This window comes from Hymenobacter nivis, assembly GCF_006439025.1.
GTDB lineage: Bacteria > Bacteroidota > Bacteroidia > Cytophagales > Hymenobacteraceae > Hymenobacter > Hymenobacter nivis_A.
In genome coordinates this window covers 113,882-132,411 of sequence record NZ_RCYZ01000008.1, presented here as the reverse complement: position 1 = coordinate 132,411, position 18,530 = coordinate 113,882, and the positions used below count along the sequence as shown (strand labels likewise).

The 18,530-nt window shown below is 66.0% G+C and carries 20 protein-coding genes; 11 read left to right on the top strand and 9 right to left on the bottom strand.

Translation table 11 applies throughout. From position 1 onward, the window contains the following. Nucleotide 1: 1 nt before the first annotated feature. The 4 genes from EAH73_RS18090 to EAH73_RS18080 form a co-directional block, all read right to left on the bottom strand. Nucleotides 2–529 carry a hypothetical protein gene (locus EAH73_RS18090; protein WP_140468835.1) on the bottom strand — a complete coding sequence of 176 codons (528 nt, stop codon included), beginning with the start codon at nucleotides 527–529 and terminating at the stop codon, nucleotides 2–4. A 45-nt stretch (nucleotides 530–574) separates the two neighbouring features. Next, nucleotides 575–1,114 (bottom strand): hypothetical protein, encoded by a 540-nt coding sequence (locus EAH73_RS23430; RefSeq protein WP_193560212.1) that lies wholly within the window; start codon nucleotides 1,112–1,114, stop codon nucleotides 575–577. A 103-nt stretch (nucleotides 1,115–1,217) separates the two neighbouring features. Then, nucleotides 1,218–2,096, bottom strand: coding sequence for a hypothetical protein (locus EAH73_RS23175; protein ID WP_161599596.1), 879 nt, complete (start codon nucleotides 2,094–2,096; stop codon nucleotides 1,218–1,220). 221 nt (nucleotides 2,097–2,317) lie between these two features. Next, nucleotides 2,318–2,701 carry a hypothetical protein gene (locus EAH73_RS18080; RefSeq protein WP_140468834.1) on the bottom strand — a complete coding sequence of 128 codons (384 nt, stop codon included), beginning with the start codon at nucleotides 2,699–2,701 and terminating at the stop codon, nucleotides 2,318–2,320. A 215-nt stretch (nucleotides 2,702–2,916) separates the two neighbouring features. Here EAH73_RS18080 and uvrA point away from each other — a divergent pair, with 215 nt between their 5' ends. From uvrA to EAH73_RS18050, 6 genes are all read left to right on the top strand, one after another. After that, a complete protein-coding gene (gene uvrA, locus EAH73_RS18075; protein ID WP_240047323.1) occupies nucleotides 2,917–6,000 on the top strand; it encodes an excinuclease ABC subunit UvrA in 3,084 nt (1,027 codons plus the stop codon). Between the two features lie 192 nt (nucleotides 6,001–6,192). Then, nucleotides 6,193–6,714 carry an RNA polymerase sigma factor gene (locus EAH73_RS18070; protein WP_240047322.1) on the top strand — a complete coding sequence of 174 codons (522 nt, stop codon included), beginning with the start codon at nucleotides 6,193–6,195 and terminating at the stop codon, nucleotides 6,712–6,714. 1 nt (nucleotide 6,715) lies between these two features. Then, nucleotides 6,716–7,420, top strand: coding sequence for a hypothetical protein (locus EAH73_RS18065; protein ID WP_140468832.1), 705 nt, complete (start codon nucleotides 6,716–6,718; stop codon nucleotides 7,418–7,420). After that, nucleotides 7,417–8,352 (top strand): hypothetical protein, encoded by a 936-nt coding sequence (locus tag EAH73_RS18060; protein ID WP_140468831.1) that lies wholly within the window; start codon nucleotides 7,417–7,419, stop codon nucleotides 8,350–8,352. The genes EAH73_RS18065 and EAH73_RS18060 overlap by 4 nt, the downstream gene beginning before the upstream one ends. 21 nt (nucleotides 8,353–8,373) lie before the next feature. Next, entirely contained in the window at nucleotides 8,374–9,846 is a 1,473-nt protein-coding gene (locus tag EAH73_RS18055; RefSeq protein ID WP_140468830.1) for a hypothetical protein, read from the top strand. Between the two features lie 60 nt (nucleotides 9,847–9,906). Then, nucleotides 9,907–10,182, top strand: a complete 276-nt coding sequence (locus tag EAH73_RS18050) for a YidH family protein (RefSeq protein WP_140468829.1) — start codon at nucleotides 9,907–9,909, stop codon at nucleotides 10,180–10,182. On the opposite strand, the gene EAH73_RS18045 is transcribed toward EAH73_RS18050, so the two are convergent. The 5 genes from EAH73_RS18045 to queA form a co-directional block, all read right to left on the bottom strand. Beyond that, nucleotides 10,179–10,877 (bottom strand): TMEM175 family protein, encoded by a 699-nt coding sequence (locus EAH73_RS18045; protein WP_140468828.1) that lies wholly within the window; start codon nucleotides 10,875–10,877, stop codon nucleotides 10,179–10,181. The two genes, EAH73_RS18050 and EAH73_RS18045, sit on opposite strands and share 4 nt — an antisense overlap. Nucleotides 10,878–10,986: 109 nt before the next feature. Beyond that, nucleotides 10,987–11,607: a DUF4142 domain-containing protein gene (locus EAH73_RS18040; RefSeq protein WP_140468827.1), complete on the bottom strand. Its 621-nt coding sequence runs from the start codon at nucleotides 11,605–11,607 to the stop codon at nucleotides 10,987–10,989. A gap of 150 nt (nucleotides 11,608–11,757) precedes the next feature. Continuing rightward, the gene (locus EAH73_RS18035) at nucleotides 11,758–12,558 is read right to left on the bottom strand and encodes an enoyl-CoA hydratase-related protein (RefSeq protein WP_140468826.1); all 801 of its coding nucleotides are present in this window, start codon (nucleotides 12,556–12,558) and stop codon (nucleotides 11,758–11,760) included. A gap of 88 nt (nucleotides 12,559–12,646) precedes the next feature. Beyond that, nucleotides 12,647–13,354, bottom strand: a complete 708-nt coding sequence (locus tag EAH73_RS18030; protein ID WP_140468825.1) for a 2-C-methyl-D-erythritol 4-phosphate cytidylyltransferase — start codon at nucleotides 13,352–13,354, stop codon at nucleotides 12,647–12,649. 161 nt (nucleotides 13,355–13,515) lie between these two features. Continuing rightward, entirely contained in the window at nucleotides 13,516–14,565 is a 1,050-nt protein-coding gene (gene queA, locus EAH73_RS18025; RefSeq protein WP_140468824.1) for a tRNA preQ1(34) S-adenosylmethionine ribosyltransferase-isomerase QueA, read from the bottom strand. A 198-nt stretch (nucleotides 14,566–14,763) separates the two neighbouring features. On the opposite strand from queA, the gene EAH73_RS18020 reads away from it, so the two are divergent. The 5 genes from EAH73_RS18020 to EAH73_RS18000 all read left to right on the top strand — a co-directional run bounded on the left by EAH73_RS18020 (nucleotide 14,764) and on the right by EAH73_RS18000 (nucleotide 18,505). Further along, nucleotides 14,764–16,023: an ABC transporter permease gene (locus EAH73_RS18020; protein ID WP_140468823.1), complete on the top strand. Its 1,260-nt coding sequence runs from the start codon at nucleotides 14,764–14,766 to the stop codon at nucleotides 16,021–16,023. 74 nt (nucleotides 16,024–16,097) lie between these two features. After that, complete coding sequence (gene rfaE2 / locus EAH73_RS18015) at nucleotides 16,098–16,577, top strand: D-glycero-beta-D-manno-heptose 1-phosphate adenylyltransferase (RefSeq protein ID WP_170214095.1); 480 nt, start codon at nucleotides 16,098–16,100, stop codon at nucleotides 16,575–16,577. A gap of 81 nt (nucleotides 16,578–16,658) precedes the next feature. Further along, on the top strand, nucleotides 16,659–17,327 hold the full coding sequence (locus tag EAH73_RS18010; protein ID WP_193560211.1) for a zinc metallopeptidase: 669 nt from the start codon (nucleotides 16,659–16,661) through the stop codon (nucleotides 17,325–17,327). Nucleotides 17,328–17,432: 105 nt separating this feature from the next. After that, a complete protein-coding gene (locus EAH73_RS18005) occupies nucleotides 17,433–17,726 on the top strand; it encodes a hypothetical protein (RefSeq protein WP_140468821.1) in 294 nt (97 codons plus the stop codon). 155 nt (nucleotides 17,727–17,881) lie between these two features. Beyond that, nucleotides 17,882–18,505 carry a LuxR C-terminal-related transcriptional regulator gene (locus EAH73_RS18000; protein WP_140468820.1) on the top strand — a complete coding sequence of 208 codons (624 nt, stop codon included), beginning with the start codon at nucleotides 17,882–17,884 and terminating at the stop codon, nucleotides 18,503–18,505. The last annotated feature ends 25 nt before the right edge of the window (nucleotides 18,506–18,530 follow it).

Genomic DNA, 18,530 nt, shown 5'->3' with positions numbered 1-18,530 from the left:
GTTAGTCGCGGCCCCGGCCCCGGCCGTGCCCGTGCCCGTGGTCATCGTTGCGGCCGTCGTTGTAGCCGGCGCGGTAAAGCTTTTTGGCTTGCCCGGGCGGCAGGCCGCGGCCGTCGTAATATCCCTGGCGGTAAAGCTTTTTGGCTTGCCCGGGGGGCAGGCCCCGCGGCGGGCCCGGGCGGTACACCACCGGGCGGTACCGGTCGCGGTGGGCCCCCACGTACGCCCACGGCTGGCGGCCCCGGTAATCGAGCACCACCGGGTGGAACTGGTAGGGGTCGTAGCCGCTGAGCGCGGCCACCGGCAGCCACTGCCCATTGCGCAGCACGATGTACTGCTGGGCGTACAGGTCGTAGTAGCCGTCGATTTCGGGAATGTAATAATACTGGGCGCCCTGCGGCACGGCGGGGCCCCAGGCGGGCCGCCCAACATTGACGTTGACATTGACTTGGGCCTGGGCGGCCGGCGCGGCGGCCAGCAACAAGCCACCCAACAAGGCGGAAGCGAGCAAATAGGTGCGGGAACTCATGGCGGTGGGTAGGGAAAGAAGTGAGCCCATTGCCGCCCCCTAATGCTAAGGCCGCGGCGGCTGGGTAGGCCGTGAAGGTTGAACGGGTCGGGGCGGCTGCGTGGGCCGTGTAGGGTAGGTGGGTCGAGGAGAGTAGGTGGGTCGAGGAGGTTGAATGGCTGGCCGTGGGGGTGTGGGCCGTGGGGGCTGAATTACGGGCCGCGGCGGCCGAACGGGGTAGACCGGGCGCGGCGGCCGGGGCGGTTGCACGGGTCGGGGGTAGCGGGCCCGGTAGGTGCTCACGTAGCGCCAGGGCCGGCGGCCCCGGTAAGTTACCGGCACCGGGTGAAAATAGTACGGGTCGTACCCCGACAAGGCCACGAGCGTCAGCCAGCGCCCGTTGCGGCGCACGATGTACCGCTGGGAATACAGATCATAGAAGCCGTCAATTTCGGGAATGTAGTAGTACTGCGTGCCGGCGGGCACCTGGGGGCCCCAAGTGGGCCGGTTGATGGTGATGTTGACCTGCCCCCGGGCGGGGCGCGCGCCCAACAGCAAGCAGCCGCCCAAGGCCAGGGTCAGAAGAAAACGTGACAGAGGATTCATGGCCGGGGATTTAGAGGAATTGCAAAATAAGCATATTCCTTTATACAATCCGGTGCCAGTCGCCTGGGGCCCCTAACCCAAAAGTTTGTGGAACCCCCGCAGCTTAGCGGCCCCCGCGGCCGGGGCCCCGGCCTCCGCCACCATCCAGGCCGGGCCCGCCGCCGCGCGGGCCCCGGTCGCCGCCCTGTGGGCCCTGGCCCTGGGGCCCCCGGCCGCCACCGTCGCCGCGGCCGGGATTTCCGCCACCAATCTGCGGGCCCTGGCCCTGAGGGCCGCGCCCGCCCTGGGGCCCCGGGCCCACGCCGCCGCGGCCTGGGTCGAAGCCACCGTTGCCACGGCCCGGGTCAAAGCCGCCGTTGCCACGGCCGGGGGCCCCGCCCTGCGGGCCGGGGCCGTTGCTGTAGCCGGGGCGGCCGCCGCCGGGGTACTGGCCGCCGCGGTTGTCGAAGCCGCCGCGGTTGCCGCTGTAGCCCCCGCGGTTGTCGAAACCGCCGCGGTTATCAAAGCCCCCGCGGTGGTTATCGTAGCCGCCGCGGTTGCCGTAGCCACCGCCGTAGCCGGGGCGCACCACGAGGCCGGGGCGGCCATAGCCGGGCCGGCCGGCGTAGTAGCCACCGCTGCCACCGCCGTAGGGGGCGTAGGGCCGGTAGGCGTAGTGGGCGTGGTAGTACTCGCCTTGCAGCCAGGGCTGGTTGCCGCGGTAGCCAATCACGACGGGGTGAAACTGGTAGGGGTCGTACCCATAAAGCTCGGGCAGTGGCACCCAGTAGCCGTCCTGAAACACAATGTATTGCTGCGTGTAGAGATCGTAGTACCCGTCAATTTCGGGGATGTAGTAGTACTGCGTGCCGTAGGGCACCTGGGGCCCCCAACCCGGGTTGCCGATGTTGATGCTAACCCCCACCTGGGCGTGGGCGGTCGGGGCGGCCAGCAAGGCAAATGCACTGACCAGGGCGGCACCGATGAACTTGGGGAGTTTCATAACGAGAAGGAAAAAGGCAAGGAGCCAGAGCGCTAACGGTGGCGCTATCCCAATAGATGCAAGGCAAATGCCAGGTTATGCAGCCGCGTTCGGCCGGGGCCCAAACCATCGACCAACGGGCCCAAAACTTCGGCGTATCAGGACCCCAGCGGGAGCCGGAATAGTAATTTTTCTGGCAAGGAGAAGCGGGCCAATCGCACCAATTGGCTGCGCGCGGCCGCTTAGCTTCTGGCTTTGCGAAATAGGTAGCGCGTGGTAGGAAAGTCAGGCGAATAAGTAAACGGATAAGCCTGCACCAACTCCCAGCCGGCGGCGGTCAGATCGGTTAGCTGCCGGTTAACTAATTCGGTATTGCGCGCAATCTTAGCTAAGTTTTTGTCGAAGGAAAGGCCCCCGGGAGCTTCCAATTGCACTTCGGTCTTGCCTTGGAAGGCTGGGGTAATTATTAGCCTTGCCAAAGACTTTGTGCTCGATTCTATGGCGGTAACGGTCAGAAAATCATATCCTTTCGCGGGCGTGCTTTGAGCTGGCGCGAGGAGGGGCCCCACTGCTAGCAAAACACTCAATGCGGCGGTGCGCTGTTGCGCAGGGGGAAGCAGGGACATGGGCAGCGCAAGTTGGGTGGAAAAAGGCGCGGCTGAAGTAGCAGCGGCGCGCCGGCCGGGCAAATAAAGAGAAATCGAAATGCTGCGCACTAATCACGCCGGGGCCCTGTTGTAGCTCGCTACGCCCGGCCGCGCAATAGTGCAGAAAAATCAAGGTTTTTGCCACCGCTGGCCGGCCGTTCGCGTACCTTCGCTTGTTCCTCCGATTTGCCCGCATGGCCAAGAAAAACCCGGCTACTTCCGTTGCCCCAGCTCCCAAAGTGGCGGCTGCCTCGTTGAAAAAGAAAATAGCAGGTGCTGCCACCAACACTGCCGGGGCCCCTGGCAGCCAGCCCACCGAGGCCGGCTTGGCGGTGGCCTTGCAGCACCAAACGCCCGAAACCCTGCCGCCCGCTGGGGGCCCCAGCGAGGCCTCAGTTGGGGCCCCCAGTGGGCTGCCCGCCCCGCGCCCCTTCGACGCCCCGTTCATCGAGGTGTACGGCGCGCGCGAACACAACCTGAAAAACGTGAGCGTGCAGATTCCGCGCAACCGGCTGGTGGTGTTCACCGGCATTTCGGGCTCGGGCAAGAGCAGCTTGGCCTTCGACACGATTTACGCCGAGGGGCAGCGGCGCTACATGGAGACGTTCTCGGCCTACGCCCGCTCCTTCATGGGGGGCCTGGAGCGGCCCGACGTGGACAAGATTGAGGGCCTCTCGCCGGTCATCAGCATCGAGCAGAAGACCACCTCGCGCAACCCGCGCTCCACGGTGGGCACCATCACCGAAATCTACGATTTCCTGCGCCTGCTCTACGCCCGCACCGCCGAGGCCTTCAGCTACGCCACCGGCGCGAAGATGATCCGGCAGTCCGACGACCAGATCATCAACTACATCCTGCGGCACTACGACGGCAAAAAGCTGGTGGTGCTGGCGCCCGTGGTGAAGGGCCGTAAGGGCCACTACCGCGAGGATTTCCAGAAGATTGCCAAGCTGGGCTTCACCAAAGTGCGCGTGGACGGCGAGCTGCTCGACATCACGGCCAAGATGCAGGTGGACCGCTACAAAATCCACGACATCGAAATCGTCATCGACCGGCTCGTGGTGAAGGAGGAGGACCGGTTCCGCCTTAGCGGCTCGGTGCAGAACGCGCTGACGCACGGCAAGGGGACCATGCTCGTGCTCGACCCCGACGCGAAGGGCGAAACCAAGGGCGAGAAGGGCAAGCCGCAATTTTTCTCGCGCTTCCTGATGGACCCCGCCACCGGCATCGCCTACGACGACCCGGCGCCTAACACGTTCAGTTTCAACTCGCCCTACGGCGCCTGCCCCACCTGCAACGGCCTGGGCGAGGTGCAGGAAATCACGGAGGAAGCCGTGCTGCCCGACCGCAAGCTCAGCATCAGCCGCGGCGGCATCGCGCCGCTGGGGGAGTACCGCGATATCTGGATTTTCCAGCAGCTCCAGCTCATCCTCAAAAAGCACAAGGCCACCCTGAACACGCCGCTCGAAAAGCTGCCCGAGGAGTTGCTCCAGCGCCTGCTGCACGGCATTTCGGAGGACGAGGCCGACGACAGCAAAACCGTGTACTCGGAGCCGTTCGAGGGCCTCATCCCGTTCCTGCGCCGACAGATGGATTCGGAGTCGGACAACATCCGCGAGTGGATTGCCCAGTACGCCCAGGCCCAACCTTGCCCCGAGTGCCACGGCTACCGCCTCAAGAAGGAAAGCCTGCACTTCAAGCTGGCCGACAAGCACATCGGCGAGCTTTCGACCCTGGATTTGACCGAGCTGGCCGCTTGGTTTGAGGGCCTGGAAGACCGCTTGAGTGAGCGCCAAAACGTGATTGCCCGCGAGCTGCTGAAGGAAATCCGCAAGCGCATCGGCTTCCTGCTGGAGGTGGGCCTGGACTACCTCAGCCTGCACCGCCCGGTGCGCACGCTCAGCGGCGGCGAGAGCCAGCGCATCCGCCTCGCCACCCAGATCGGCACCCAGCTCGTGGGCGTGCTTTACATCATGGACGAGCCGAGCATTGGCCTGCACCAGCGCGACAACGAGCGCCTAATTAAGGCCTTGCAGCACCTGCGCGACATCGGTAACTCGGTGATTGTGGTGGAGCACGACAAGGACATGATCATGCACGCCGACCATGTGCTGGACATTGGGCCCGGCGCGGGCATCCACGGCGGGCACATCGTGGCCAGCGGCACCCCGCAAGAGATTTTCAACTCCGGCTCGCTCACCTCGCAGTATCTCAGCGGCCAAAAGCACATCGAGCTGCAGAAGAAAAAGCGCAAGGGCGAAGGCACCGAGCTGGTGCTAAAGGGCGCCAAAGGCAACAACCTCAAGAACGTGACTTTGAAGGTGCCGCTGGGCAAGCTGGTGGCCGTGACCGGCGTGTCGGGCTCAGGCAAGAGCACGCTCATCCACGACACGCTGTACCCGATTCTCAACCAGCACTTCTTCAACGCAAAGCGCGAGCCGCTGGCCCACGGCGGCATCGAGGGGCTGGACTTGCTGGACAAGGTGATTGAGGTCGACCAGTCGCCCATCGGCCGCACGCCGCGCTCGAACCCAGCTACTTATACCGGGGTGATGACCGAAATCAGGGCCCTGTTCTCCGAAATGCCGGAAGCGAAAATCCGCGGTTACGGGCCCGGGCGTTTCTCGTTCAACGTGAAGGGCGGGCGCTGCGAAACCTGCGAGGGTGCCGGCATCCGCACCATCGAAATGAACTTCCTGCCCGACGTGCACGTGCCCTGCGAAACCTGCAAGGGCCGCCGCTACAACCGCGAAACGCTGGAGGTGCGCTTCAAGGGCAAGTCCATCACCGACATCCTCGACATGACGGTGGAAAAGGCGGTGGACTTCTTCGAGTTCCAGCCCCGGATTTTGCGCAAGATCAAGACCCTCAACGACGTGGGTCTGGGCTACCTCACCTTGGGCCAGCAGGCCACCACCCTCAGCGGCGGCGAGGCCCAGCGCGTGAAGCTGGCCACCGAACTCAGCAAAAAGGACACCGGCAAGACGTTTTACATCCTCGACGAGCCCACCACGGGCCTGCACTTCGAGGACATCAACCACCTGGCCGCCGTGCTCCAAAAGCTGGCCGACAAGGGCAACACCGTCCTCATCATCGAGCACAACCTGGACCTGATCAAGGTGGCCGACCACGTCATCGACATTGGTCCTGAGGGTGGCGGGGGCGGCGGCACCATCGTGGCCCAGGGCACGCCCGAGCAGGTGGCCAAGAGCGGCAAGGGCCACACCAGCCGCTTCCTGGCCGAGGAGCTGCGCACCAGTAAATACGCCACGGCATAGGGAGTATTCATTTTTTAAGTAAAGCGCCAAAAAGCCCATTGTGCCACGCACAGTGGGCTTTTTGGCGTTTGGCCGTACTAATTAGGGCCCGGGCGGAAAAAATAATTGCTCGGCCGGCCAACCTTTCGGGCGCCGCCCGGCACTTTGGGCCAACGAATAAAAAACCGGTCCGTGCCCGACTCGCCGCCCTTCTTGCTTCCCGAAGAACAGCGCCTGCTGGCCGGCTGCTTGGCGCACGACCGCCAGGCGCAATACCAGCTGTACCAGCGCTACAAAACGGCCATGTTTTCGGCCGCCCTGCGCCTGCTGGGCGGCGACCACGACCTGGCCCAGGATGCCTTGCAAGACGCCTTCGTGGAAGTATTCCAGCACCTGGCCGACTTCCGGCAGCAGTCCACGCTGGGGGCCTGGGTGAAAACCATTGTGGTGCGGCGGGCCCTGCGCACGCTGCGGCACGCGCAGCGCACCGAAGCGTACGACCACGACCGCCACCCCGAGCCGCTGGTGGCCTGGCGCGACAACCTCACCGGCGAGGCCCTGGACCGGGCCATTGGCGAGCTGCCGGCCGGCTACCGGGCCGTGTTCTGCCTGGTGGAGGTGGAAGGCTACGCCCACCGCGAGGTGGCCGCGCTGCTTGCCATCAGCGAGGGCACCAGCAAGTCGCAGCTCCACCACGCCAAGCGCCTGCTGCAACAAAAACTAAAGCACCTCTGACATGACCCAGCCCCCCGACACGCCCGAAGACGGCCGCCCGCACCTCCGGCGGGCCCTCGACGACCTGCCGGTCCGCGCGCCGGACCCGGCCACCTGGCCGCGCATCGCAGCGCAGCTGGCGGCCGACGAGGCCCTGGCGCGCGCCGTGCCCGCGCTGCCCACGCACGAGCCCGACGCGGCGCTCTGGGACGCCATCGCGGCCCGACTCCATGTTGTTGAATCTATTGAAAGTCAGAATAATATAGTGCCGGTTGCGTTAGGGCCCCTGGCTGTGGTGCGGGCCCTGTGGCCAGCCCGCACCGTGCGCCGCGTGCTGGCCGTGGCGGCCAGCGTGCTGCTGGTGCTGGGAGTATGGTGGCAGCAGCGGCCGGCCCCGGGGGCCCCGGCGGGGGCGCTGCACGAAACGCTTTCGTTCAGCGAGGAAATGGGGCCCCCGGCACCGGCCCCGGCCCCCGGCCCCGACCCACTGGACCGGCAAGGCCGGGCCTTCATCGACGCGCACTGCTCGGCGCTGCCGGCGGTGTGCCAGTCGGGCGAGTTCCGCTCGCTGCGCACGCAGCTCACCGAGCTGGAAACCCAGCAGGCGCAGCTGCGCCGCGACACCCGCCGCTTCGGCGCCTCGCCCGAGCTGCTGCGCGAACAGGCCCGGCTCGTCAGCCTGCAAGCCAGCATCACCCGCGAACTGGTTCAATTGCTCATATCATGAGGCTCACTACGAATGAATTATGGCGGCACTGGCGGTGGCTGGTGATTTTGCTGGGGGCCCTATTGGGGCTGCTGCCCGCTGCCCGGGCCCAGCAGAAAGTACAAGTGGTGGCCCGCACGCTGGCCCAAAGCTGGCCCTGCCCGCCGGGCATGGCCGTGCGCATCCGGGCCGAAAAGGCCACCGTGCTGGTGCGCGGCTGGGACCAGCCCACCGTGCAGGTGACGTTGCGCCTCAGCGCCCGGCACCCCGAGCGGGCCGTGGCCGAGCAGGACCTGCCGGTGGCCGGCTACCGCCTCCAGCAAAACGGCAACGCCCTGGACCTGGTGAACTTCTTCGCCTTGCCCGCCGGGGCCCCCGCCGTGCGCGCCGACCTGCGGGCCGAGTACACCGTGTGGATGCCCGCCGGCAACCCCCTGCAAGTGGCCAACGCCTACGGCCAAACCACGCTGGCCGACCTGAGCGGCCGGCAGGCGCTGGAGCAGAGCTTCGGACAAATCAACCTGCGCAACCTGCGCGGCACCCTCGCCGCCACCGTGCGCTACGCCGACCTGACGGCCACCAACGTGCAAGCCGACTTCACCTGCGAGGCCAACAAATCGGCGGTGCAGCTGCTGGGGCTGGGCGGCAAGTGCTTTGTGCGCAACTACTACGGCAGCGTGCGCATCCAGCCCACGGCCGCCCTGCGCCGCCTCACGGTGGAGGCCGACCGCACGGAGGTCGTCATCAGCGCCCCGCAGCCCGAGCTGTTCGCCTATCAGCTCAGCGCCCATGAAGGGGCCCTAACCGTGCCGCCGGCCTACGCCGCTGCCCGCAAAGGGACGGCCAGCCGGGCCGCGCTGGCGACGGACGCCAACGCCCGCCCGCTGGTGCGCGCCAGCACCTCCTACGCCCCCCTGACTTTGCAAACCCTGCCGCTGCCGGCCACCCTTTAGCCACCCTTCTCCCTGCTGCCCATGCCTTGCCACTACTCCTTTTGCGGCCGCCTCCTGTTGGGGGCGGGCTTGCTGGCCGGCCCGGCCCTGCGCGCCGGGGCCCAAACCGTGCCCGCCGACACCACCCGCCTGCAGTACAGCGAGGAGCTGGCCATTCCGCCGGCCACCGACGCGCCGCTGCGCGTGCAGCGCGAAGAACGCGACCTGTGGAAACTGGGGCTGAACAACTTCCTGCCCGGGGCCCGCTCCTTGGGAGATAACAACTACTACACCCGCTACGGCCTGCACATAGCCTACGAGCGCAAGCTGCGCCGCCCGGCCTGGTCGGTGCTGGGCGAAGTAAGCCCGGCCATCACCCACTTCCGGCTGGGCAACGCCGGCGACCTGCGCCCGGCCCTGAGCGTGCGCGCCCAAGTGGGGGCCCGCTACTACTACAACCTGGAGCGCCGCCTGCGCCAGGGCCACGGCACCGGCAACTTCTCGGCCAACTACCTATCGCTGGCCGTGGGCACGGGCCTGGGCCGCAACGCGCACGAAACGCCGTTCTACCTCTTTGCCACCCCCCGCGGGGGCGTGGCCGCGTTCGATGCGGCGCTGCTCTACGGGTTGCAGCGCCGCCTGGGCCGCTACGGCTTCGTAGATGCCAACGTGGGGATAACGGGCCTGGCGTCAACCTCGTCGGGGTTCGGCCGGGTAGACCTGGGCGGCAGCTTGCGCCTGGGAATTGTGCTGGGGGCCCCGCCGGTGGTTTATTCGGAGCGCCTCGCACCCGCCGACGAGGCGGTTACGCTGCGGCCCCGGTTCTACGCCGGGGTGGAAGTAGGGGGGTATTTTTACCGCGCGCAGTATTCCGAGCAAACGCCCTACCCCAGCTCGGGCCCTATTGTTAAAACTTCGCCCAGCGAAATACAGATTATTCATTACCCGACGAGCTACCGCGATGGGTACGGCACTTACAGCCAATACGTGGCTGCGGGGCCGGTGCCCTACGTGTACGTGGGCTACTACGTGGCCCCGCGCCTGGCGGTGCAGGTGGGGGTGCAAGGAGGCGGCACGCTCAACGAAGAGCCCCCCGGCACCTTGTTCGACAACGCCCGGGGCATCTACCGCATTGCCAACCAAACGCTGCGGGAGCGGGGGGTGGCCGTGCCCGTACTGGTGCGCTACGCCCTCACGCCGGCCTTCCTGAACCGGTGGCAGTTCGATGCCATAGGGGGCCTGGTGCCCGTGTGGTCAGCAGTTGATTTCCGGGAATATTTAGTTGATAACCAAATTGTTACCAATAAAGAAACGTTTGGGTTTCAACGCCGCACCTTTGGCCTTCACGCCACCGTGGGGTACGCGGCCAGCTACGGGTTTGGCCGCCGCCGCCGGGTGCAGGCCACGGCCGAAGCCGTGCTCAACAAAGACGTGCGCACCATTTTTCGCGACGGCCGGGAAGATTTACAGGGCGGGGCCAGCATCGGGCTGCGCTACCGCTTCGGCTACCGGTAAGCTCCAGGGCGCGAGGGCACGCCCGCCAACCGGCCGGTGCGCCCTTGCGTAGGGCCCCGTATGCTGCCAACCCCGCCCAAGCCGCGCCCCAACTACGACCAGCAGCAGCTGGCCGCCTTCCGCACCCGCATGGCCAACGAGCGCACCTTGCTCACGTACGTGCGCACCAGCCTGGCGCTGGTGGCGTTTGGGCTGGCGCTGTTGCAGCTGCACCCCGAGCGGGGCGGGCGGCTGGGCTACAGCGCGTTGGCCGCGGCGGGCGCCACCATGTTGGTGGGCTGGCTGCGCTTCCGGGCGCGCCGCCGCGAGATTGAGGACTGCCGAGTGGCGGGCTAAGCGGCGGGCGCTGGGGCCCCGGCCGGGGCGTGGCGCGCCTCGTGCTGGGCCAGCAGCCGGCGGTGGCGGCGGCCGTAGAGCACCATCAGCGGGAAGATGCCGATGAGAACCAGCCGCGACAACACGACGAAGCCCAGCAGCATTAGCACCGCGCTGGCCACAAACGCGGCCACCGATACCAGGGGCCGTAGCAGGTCCAGGTCGGGGTGGTGCTGGTGCTCGGGGCGGGTGACGCCGTGGGCCGGGTTGCGGATGTAGGCTTGCAGCCACACCTGCATCAGGGCGGTGAACACCACACTGGCGCAGTACAGCACCCAGGGCGTTTTCAGCATGGGGTATTCGCCCTGGAAGGCGGCCGTGAACGGCATCAGCACGATGCTGAGCAGGAAAAGCACGTTCAGCCAAATCAGCCCGTTGGTGTACTGGTACACGTAGCGGAACACGCGGTGGTGGGCCACCCAGTAGATGGCGATGACGAAGAAGGCCACGAAAAAGCCCACGAACCGCGGAATCAGGTGCAGCACGGCGTTTACCACCTCCGTTTCCGAGTGCACCTCGTGCAGCTCGGGCACCTTTATCTCAATGGCCAGCAGCGTGATGGCAATGGCAAAAACTGCATCGGTGAACAAAATCAACCGCTCCAGCTGGAACTCGGTGCGGTCGTGGTGGTGCAGGGCGGTATCGGGGTGGGCCATAAGCAAGGGCAAGCAGATAGGCTAAAGTAGGGCCCCCGCGCAACATTGGCCCCATAAAAAAGCCGCTGCCCAAAGGGCAGCGGCTGGGGGCAACAGCAAAGCGCGGTGCTTACATCTTCATCTTGTCATCAGACTTAGCCATGGTGTCGTGCGCCTGGATGGTGGGCAACGTCTTAGAGGCAAAGGCCTTGGTATCGGCCTGCTTGCCGTTGGCAATTTCGCTTTGGAACAGGGCCACCGTCTTGTCGTGGTCGGTCACCATCTGGTCCATGTACTTTTTCTCCAGGGCGGGGCCCGACATTTTCAGCATGGCTTCGCGGATGGTTTGGTGCTCGGCGTCCATCATGCCCTTCAGCTTCACGCCGTGCGCTTTGGCAATGGGCGTCAGCTCAGCACCGGCCTTGGTGTGGTCGGCAATCATTTTGTTAGCGTAAGCTTTCACGGTAGCCGACGGGTTTTTCGTCAGCACAACCTTGCTCAGGCCCATCTCATTGTGGCCGCCTTCGTCCACTTTAGTGATAAAGTCGTTGTCGCTCATGGGGGCCATGGCGGCGGCCCCGGGGGCCCCGGCGGTCGCGGCCGTATCGGTGGTGTTGGCCATCGGGGGAGCGGCGTTTTCGGCGGGCGGCGTGGTTTCGGGCTGGCTGGCGGTGGTGGGCTTGTCGGCGCTGTTGCAAGCACTAAAGGCGAGCAAGCCGGCGGCGAGGGCGGGCAGGAGGGAGCGGTTCATGGGAAAGGGAAAAAAAAGGACAAGGAAGTGCCATTATACGCCAGCGGTGCGCGTAAGTTGAAGCAAATATCTCCCTGTCAAACGGTTGAGCTTACTCCGTGGCCGCCCACTAGGGCCCTTGGGCCCCCCGCCGGGGCCCCGGCGCAGTGGCTAGTGCCCGGTGAAAACGGGTTTCCGCTTTTCGGCGAAAGCGGCCACGCCCTCGCGGTAGTCGGCCGTAGCGCCGGCCAACTCCTGGCAATGAGCCTCGTAGTCCAGCACCTCGTCGAGGGTGGCGGTGGCGGCCTTGTTCAGCATTTGCTTGAGCAGGCCGATGCTGCGGGTGGGGGCCCCGGCGTAGCGGGCGGCCAGGGCGTAGGTGGCGTCGTCGAGCTGGTCGGGGGCCACCACTTGGTTCACCAGCCCCAGGCGCAGGGCCTCCTCGGCCGGCACTTTCGAGCCCAGCGCGCACAGCTCAAACGCCTTGAGCGTGCCCACCAGCCGCGGCAAAAACCACGACGAGCCCGAGTCGGGCACCAGCCCGATGTTGATAAACGCCTCGATCAGCGAAGCTTCGGAGCTGGCCACCAGCGCGTCGCAGGCCAGGGCCAGCGAGCAGCCAGCGCCCGCCGCCACGCCGTTCAGCCGCCCGATAATGGGCTTGGGCAGCCCCCGCATGGCCCGGATGATGGGGTTGTAGCGTTGGTGCAGCGAGTCGTGGAACGAGCGCGGGGCCCCCCCGGCGGCCTCCGCCTCTTTGGCCGCCTTCAAGTCCTGCCCCGAGCAAAAGGCCCGGCCGGCCCCGGTCAGCACCACGGCCCGCACGGCGGCGTCGCGCGCCACCTGCTTCCAGGCGTCTTGCAGCTCGTAGCTCAGCGCGTCGTCGAAGGCATTGAACACCTCGGGCCGGTTGAGGGTAATGGTAGCCACGCCATCGGGGCGCACGTCGTAGAGCAGGCGGGTGTAGGTCATGGAGTAGGAAGGTGGGAGGGTAGAAAGGTATGGGGATGGGAGGGTAGGGTAAGCAGGATAACAAATCGTTTAAAACGGCGATTTCCTTTTATTCTAGGGGCCCCAGCAACGCCTCGGCCACCAGCAAATCTTCCGGCGTTGTGATTTTTAAATTGCGGTAGTCGCCCTCCACCAGTTCCACCCGGCAGAGGTCGTCCACCACGCTGGCATCGTCGGTGAAGGTGGGCAACTCGGGCATGGCGTAGGCGCGGCGCAGCAGGTCAATTTCGAAGGTCTGGGGGGTCTGCATCAGGCGCAGGCGGCTGCGGTTGAGGGCCGAGGAGCCGTGCTGCGAGAGCGTGCGCACCGAGTCTTTGGGGGCCACGGCGGCGGCGGCGGCGGCGTGCTGGGCAGCAGCGGCGTAGGTGCGCGCCACCACGGCGGCGCTCACCAGCGGGCGCACGCCGTCGTGCACGGCCACCAAGCCCTGGGCGTGGCCGGCCAGGGCCCCCAGGCCGGCCTTCACCGAGGCCCAGCGGGTGGGCCCCCCGGCCACCAGCCGGTGCGAAATATCCACGCCGTGCTCGGCGCACAGGGCCTGCCAGGTGGCCAGCTGGTCGGCGGGCAGCACCACAATAATTTCGGCCACGGCCAGCCCTGGCTCGGCGAAGCGGCGCAGCGTGTGCAGCAGCACCGGGGCCCCGCGCAGCAGCAAAAACTGCTTGGGCATGCCCGCGCCCATGCGCGTGCCCGTGCCCCCGGCCACCAAAATGGCGTAGCGCGGCGCGGCGGTTTGAGAAGAGAACGGGGCAGGCATAAGGGTATTTAGGGTAAGAAGTAGGTAGCGTGAACGTTGCGAGCCTGAGAGCTGAACGGTAGGGCCCCACGCGCTAACCCGCAGCGCCCGCAGTACAAAAGAAAAGGCCCGGCCGCAAACACAGCCGAGCCTTCACTCATTCACTCAATCAAAATTCACCCTTACAGAATCAGCATGGCGTCGCCGTAGCTGAAGAAGCGGTACTTCTCCTTGATGGCTTCCTTGTAGGCTTCCATCAGCAGCGGGTAGCCGGCGAAGGCAGCCGTAATCATGATGAGCGTGCTCTCCGGCAGGTGGAGGTTGGTGAGCAGGCAGTTGGCGATTTTGAACTCGTAGGGCGGGAAGATGAACCGGTCGTTCCAGCCCTGGGTGGGCTTCATGCGGGCGTTGGCCGACACCGACGATTCCATGGCGCGCAGCGTGGTGGTGCCAATGGCGCACACGCGCTTCTTGGCGTCCAGCGCCTTGTTCACCACGGCGCAGGCCTCGGGGCCCACGATGAAGTTCTCGGAGTCCGTTTTGTGCTTGGTCAAATCCTCCACGTCCACCGTGCGGAAGGTGCCCAGGCCCACGTGCAGCGTCACGGCCGCCGTCTCGATGCCCTTGATTTCCATGCGCTTCATCACCTCGCGGGTGAAGTGCAGGCCGGCCGCGGGCACGGCCACCGCGCCAATGTTCTCGGCGTAAATGGTCTGGTAGCGCTCCTTGTCGGCGGGCTCGGTTTCGCGGTTCAGCGTCTCCTTCGGGATGGGCGTCTCGCCCAGCTCGTAGAGGGCCTTGCGGAAATCCTCGTCCGAACCGTCGAACAAAAACTTGATGGTGCGGCCGCGCGAGGTGGTGTTGTCGATGACCTCGGCCACCATGTCGCTCTCGCCGAAGTACAGCTTGTTGCCGACGCGGATTTTCCGGGCCGGGTCCACCAGCACGTCCCACAGGCGCAGCTCCTTGTTCAGCTCGCGCAGCAAAAACACCTCAATCGTGGCGCCGGTCTTTTCCTTGTTGCCGTACATGCGGGCCGGAAAAACCTTGGTGTCGTTGAGCACGAAGGTGTCGCCTTCGGTGAAATAGTCGAGAATATCTTTGAAGTTGCGGTGCTCGATGGTGCCGGTGGCGCGGTTCAGCACCATCAGGCGGCTGTCGTCGCGGTTGCGGGCCGGGTGCGTAGCAACTAGCTCTTGGGGGAGTTCAAACTTGAACTCATGCAATTTCATGGCCATCCGGGCAGTATTAGGGGGAAGTTAACGAAATTTGGGAACGCAAAAGTACTGCTTTTTTTTGGATGCGGCGGGCGGGTCCTTTTGCCTGGCCCGGGTTGCGTTAGGGCCCCTGCGGGGCCAGCACCGCTTGGCAGTACATCCCAATAAGTCCAATTCCACCTCGGCAGTTCGCGCCCGCGCTACCTTTACCCCATGCTCGCCCTGCGCCTCACCTTCGAAAGCCTCCGTTTTGCCTGGGATGCCCTGCGGAGCAACGTGCTGCGCACGGTGCTCTCGCTGCTGGGCGTCACGGTGGGCATTTTCGCCATCATCGCCGTGTTTGCCGTCGTCGATTCGCTGGAGGCCAACGTGCGCCACAGCATGGACTTCATCGGCGACAAGGTGATTTACGTGGGCAAGTGGCCCTGGAAGTTCGACGCCAACCGGCCCTGGTGGAAGTACTTCAACCGGCCCGTGCCCACCGAGCGCGAGTTTCGGGAGCTGCAAAAGCGCCTGGGGCCCAACAACAAGGGCGTGGCCATCTTCGTGGCCAGCGGCGGCAACACCCTCAAGGCGGGGCCCAACTCCGTGGCCGACTGCGCCTTGCAGGGCGTGAGCTACGAGTACCGCGCCATCAGCAACGTGCCCGTGGAGGACGGCCGCTACTTCACGCCCCAGGAAATGAACGACGGCCGGCCGGTGGCCATCATCGGGGCCACCATCGCCGAAAACCTCTACCCCCAGGGCCACGCCCTGGGCCAGGAGTTCAAGGTGCGCGGGGCCAAGTTCATCGTCATCGGGGTGATGAAAAAGGAGGGCAAGAACATGCTCGACACGCCCAGCAACGACGCCAACTGCCTGGTGCCGTACGGGGCCTTCGCCAAGCTGTTTGCCCTGAGCGCCACCGGCATGGGGGCCCCCAGCCCTTCGCTGGGCGTGAAGGGCCGCGACGATGACCCTGGCCTGCTCAACCTGGAGTACGAGATGCAGGGCGTGATGCGCAACATCCGCGGCCTCAAGCCCCGGCAAGAAGACAACTTCGCCCTGAACCGCCCCGAAATGATTGCCTCGGCCATCGGCAAGCTCTTCGACATCATCGGCGTGGCGGGGGCCGTCATCGGCTCGTTTGCCATCCTGGTGGGCGGCTTCGGCATCGCCAACATCATGTTCGTGTCGGTGCGCGAGCGCACCAGCATCATCGGCATCCAGAAGTCGCTGGGGGCCCAGAACTTCTTCATCCTCTTCCAGTTCCTGTTCGAGGCCGTGTTTCTGTGCCTGCTCGGCGGCGGGCTGGGCATCCTGCTGGTGTGGCTGGCCACGCTGGTGCCGCAAGACTATATGCCGGTGTTTCTCTCGCGCGGCAACGTGGCGCTGGGCCTGCTCGTGTCGGTGGGCATCGGCATCCTGGCCGGCATCATCCCCGCCATCATCGCCGCCAATTTGGACCCCGTGGAGGCCATACGGGCCAAGTAAAGATGCTTCGCGGCGCTCTGCATGACCGTCCTTAGCAGCGAGGGCAGGCCATTCAAAAAATAATGTTTCAACCCATGTGGACGAAAGATAAAATCCTGACCCTGGACCAGTTGCCGGCCAAGCTGGCCGAGTGGCGCGCCGCCGGCCGGGCCGTGGTGTTCACCAACGGCTGCTTCGATTTGCTGCACCTCGGGCACGTCGATTACCTGGAGCAGGCCCACCACCTGGGCGGGGCCCTGGTGGTGGGCCTGAACACCGACGCCTCGGTGAGCTGCCTCAAGCCCGGCCGGCCGCTGCAAGACGAGCAGGCCCGGGCCCGCATCCTGGCCAGCCTGGCCTTTGTCGATGCCGTGGTGCTCTTCGGCGAGCCCACGCCGCGGGCCCTCATCGAGGCGGTGCGGCCCGACGTGCTGGTGAAGGGCGACGATTACGCCATTGACGGAATTGTGGGCCACGAATTCGTGTTGAATAACGGCGGGCAGGTCCTGACCGTACCCCTGGTGCCGGGCTACAGCACTTCGCGCATCGTGGAGAAAATCCGGCGCGGCGCTTAGCCCGATTGGCCCTTCTTTTGCTCCGTGCGCTGGGGCCCCCAGGGGCCCTAAAAACCTTGTTTTCCTAACCCAATTTTTGCCATGTACTTCCTCATCATTCTGCTAATGCTCGTGAGCTGGGGCATTCAGTGGCGCCTGCGCAGCAAGTTCAAGCAGTACGCCCAGGTGGGCCTGCAATCGGGCCTCACCGGGGCCCAGATTGCCGAGTTGATGCTGGCCGACCACGGCATCACCGACGTGCGCATCGAGAGCACCGAGGGCAGCCTCACCGACCACTACAACCCCGCCACTAAAACCGTGAACCTGAGCGAAGGCGTGTACGCCGAGCGCAGTGCCGCCGCCGCCGCCGTAGCCGCCCACGAGTGCGGCCACGCCGTGCAGCACGCCACGGCCTACTCCATGCTTCAGTTCCGCTCGGCCATGGTGCCGGCCCTCAGCGCCGTGTCGCGCTTCATGCCCTGGATTTTGCTGGCCGGCATCTTCATGCTGCGCACCAGCGTCATCCCGCTGGGCCTGGGCATTGCCCTGTTTGCGCTCACCACCCTGTTCTCGTTCGTTACGCTGCCCGTCGAGTTCGACGCCTCGCGCCGGGCCCTGGCTTGGATGGACAAGCGCGGCGTAGTAACCGTGCAGGAGCACGCCATGGCCAAAGATGCCCTCTGGTGGGCGGCCATGACCTACGTGGTGGCGGCCATCAGCTCGCTGGCCACGCTGCTCTACTACGTGATGATTTTCATGCGCCGCCGCTAATTTTTGCGGCCGGCTTTGCCTCCGGTAAGCCCCGGTTCTGCACCTGCAGGGCCTGGGCTTTTGCATGGGCCAACGGTGGGGCCCTGGCGCCCGTTAAGGCCGGGTATGAGCGATTCGCCCACCTTCCTGCTACGCGTAGCCGCCGCTTGGACCGTGCCCGGCCTGGGCCTGCTGGCCCTGCCCGCCGGCCCCGACGCGGCCCTGCGCGCCCACGCCCTGCACACCTCCTTGCCCATTGAAGCCCGCCTGCCCGGGGGCCCTCGCGCGGCCGGCACGGCCACCGTGGAGGAGATTGAGCGCGAAGGCGCCACTTCCTACGGCCTGCTTATTGACTTGGGGGCCCTGGCCACGGTGCCGCCGGGCACCGAAATCTGGCACGTACCGGGCCCCGGCGAGTAAGCAGCGTGGTAATCGGCCTAAAAATAAAGTTATACTAAATATATATTAGTTAATAAATATTTAGTATTTTGGGTCATCTTTTCACCCCGCGGGGGCCCTGGGCACTGCCAGCTGGCAACGCCCGGCGGCCGCCCCGCCACCCGCTTGCCCTTGAGATGACGGCTCCTTCCCCAACCGTGCTGCTCGTGGCCGCGCCCAGTTTGTTCCGGCAAGGCCTGCTGGGGCTGTTGCGCCAGCGGTGGCCCCAGCTGCTGCTCACCCTCACCGCCGATGCCACCCAGGTGGCCGCGCTGGTGGCCCGCCGCCCCTTCGGCGCCGTGGTGCTCGACGGCGGGGGCCTGCCCGGGCCGGCGCTGCCCCGCTTGCTGGCCCAGGTGCGCCAGGTGCGCCCCGCCCAGCGCCTGCTGCTGCTGGCCGATGCCCGCCACCCCCGCCCGCCCGCGGGGCCCCACCCGGCGCTGGTGCTGCCTCGCCACGTGCTGCCCCAGGCCTTGGCCGCCGCCCTGGCCCCGTGGCTGGATGGGGCCCCAGGCCTTGCCGCGACACCGGTCGCCGCGCGCCCGTCCCGGGCCCCTGCGGTGGCCACCGCCTTCAGCCCGCGCGAGCTGGAAGTGCTGCGCCTCGTGGTGGACGACTACTGCAACCGCGAAATTGCCGGCCACCTCTACCTGAGCGTGCGCACCGTGGAGAGCCACCGCCGCGCCCTGCTCCAAAAGTCGGGGGCCCGCACGCTGGTGGGGCTGGTGGCGTGGGCCCTGCGCGCCGGTGTGGTGGCCTGACGTTCAGCAACCGCGGAACCGAAGA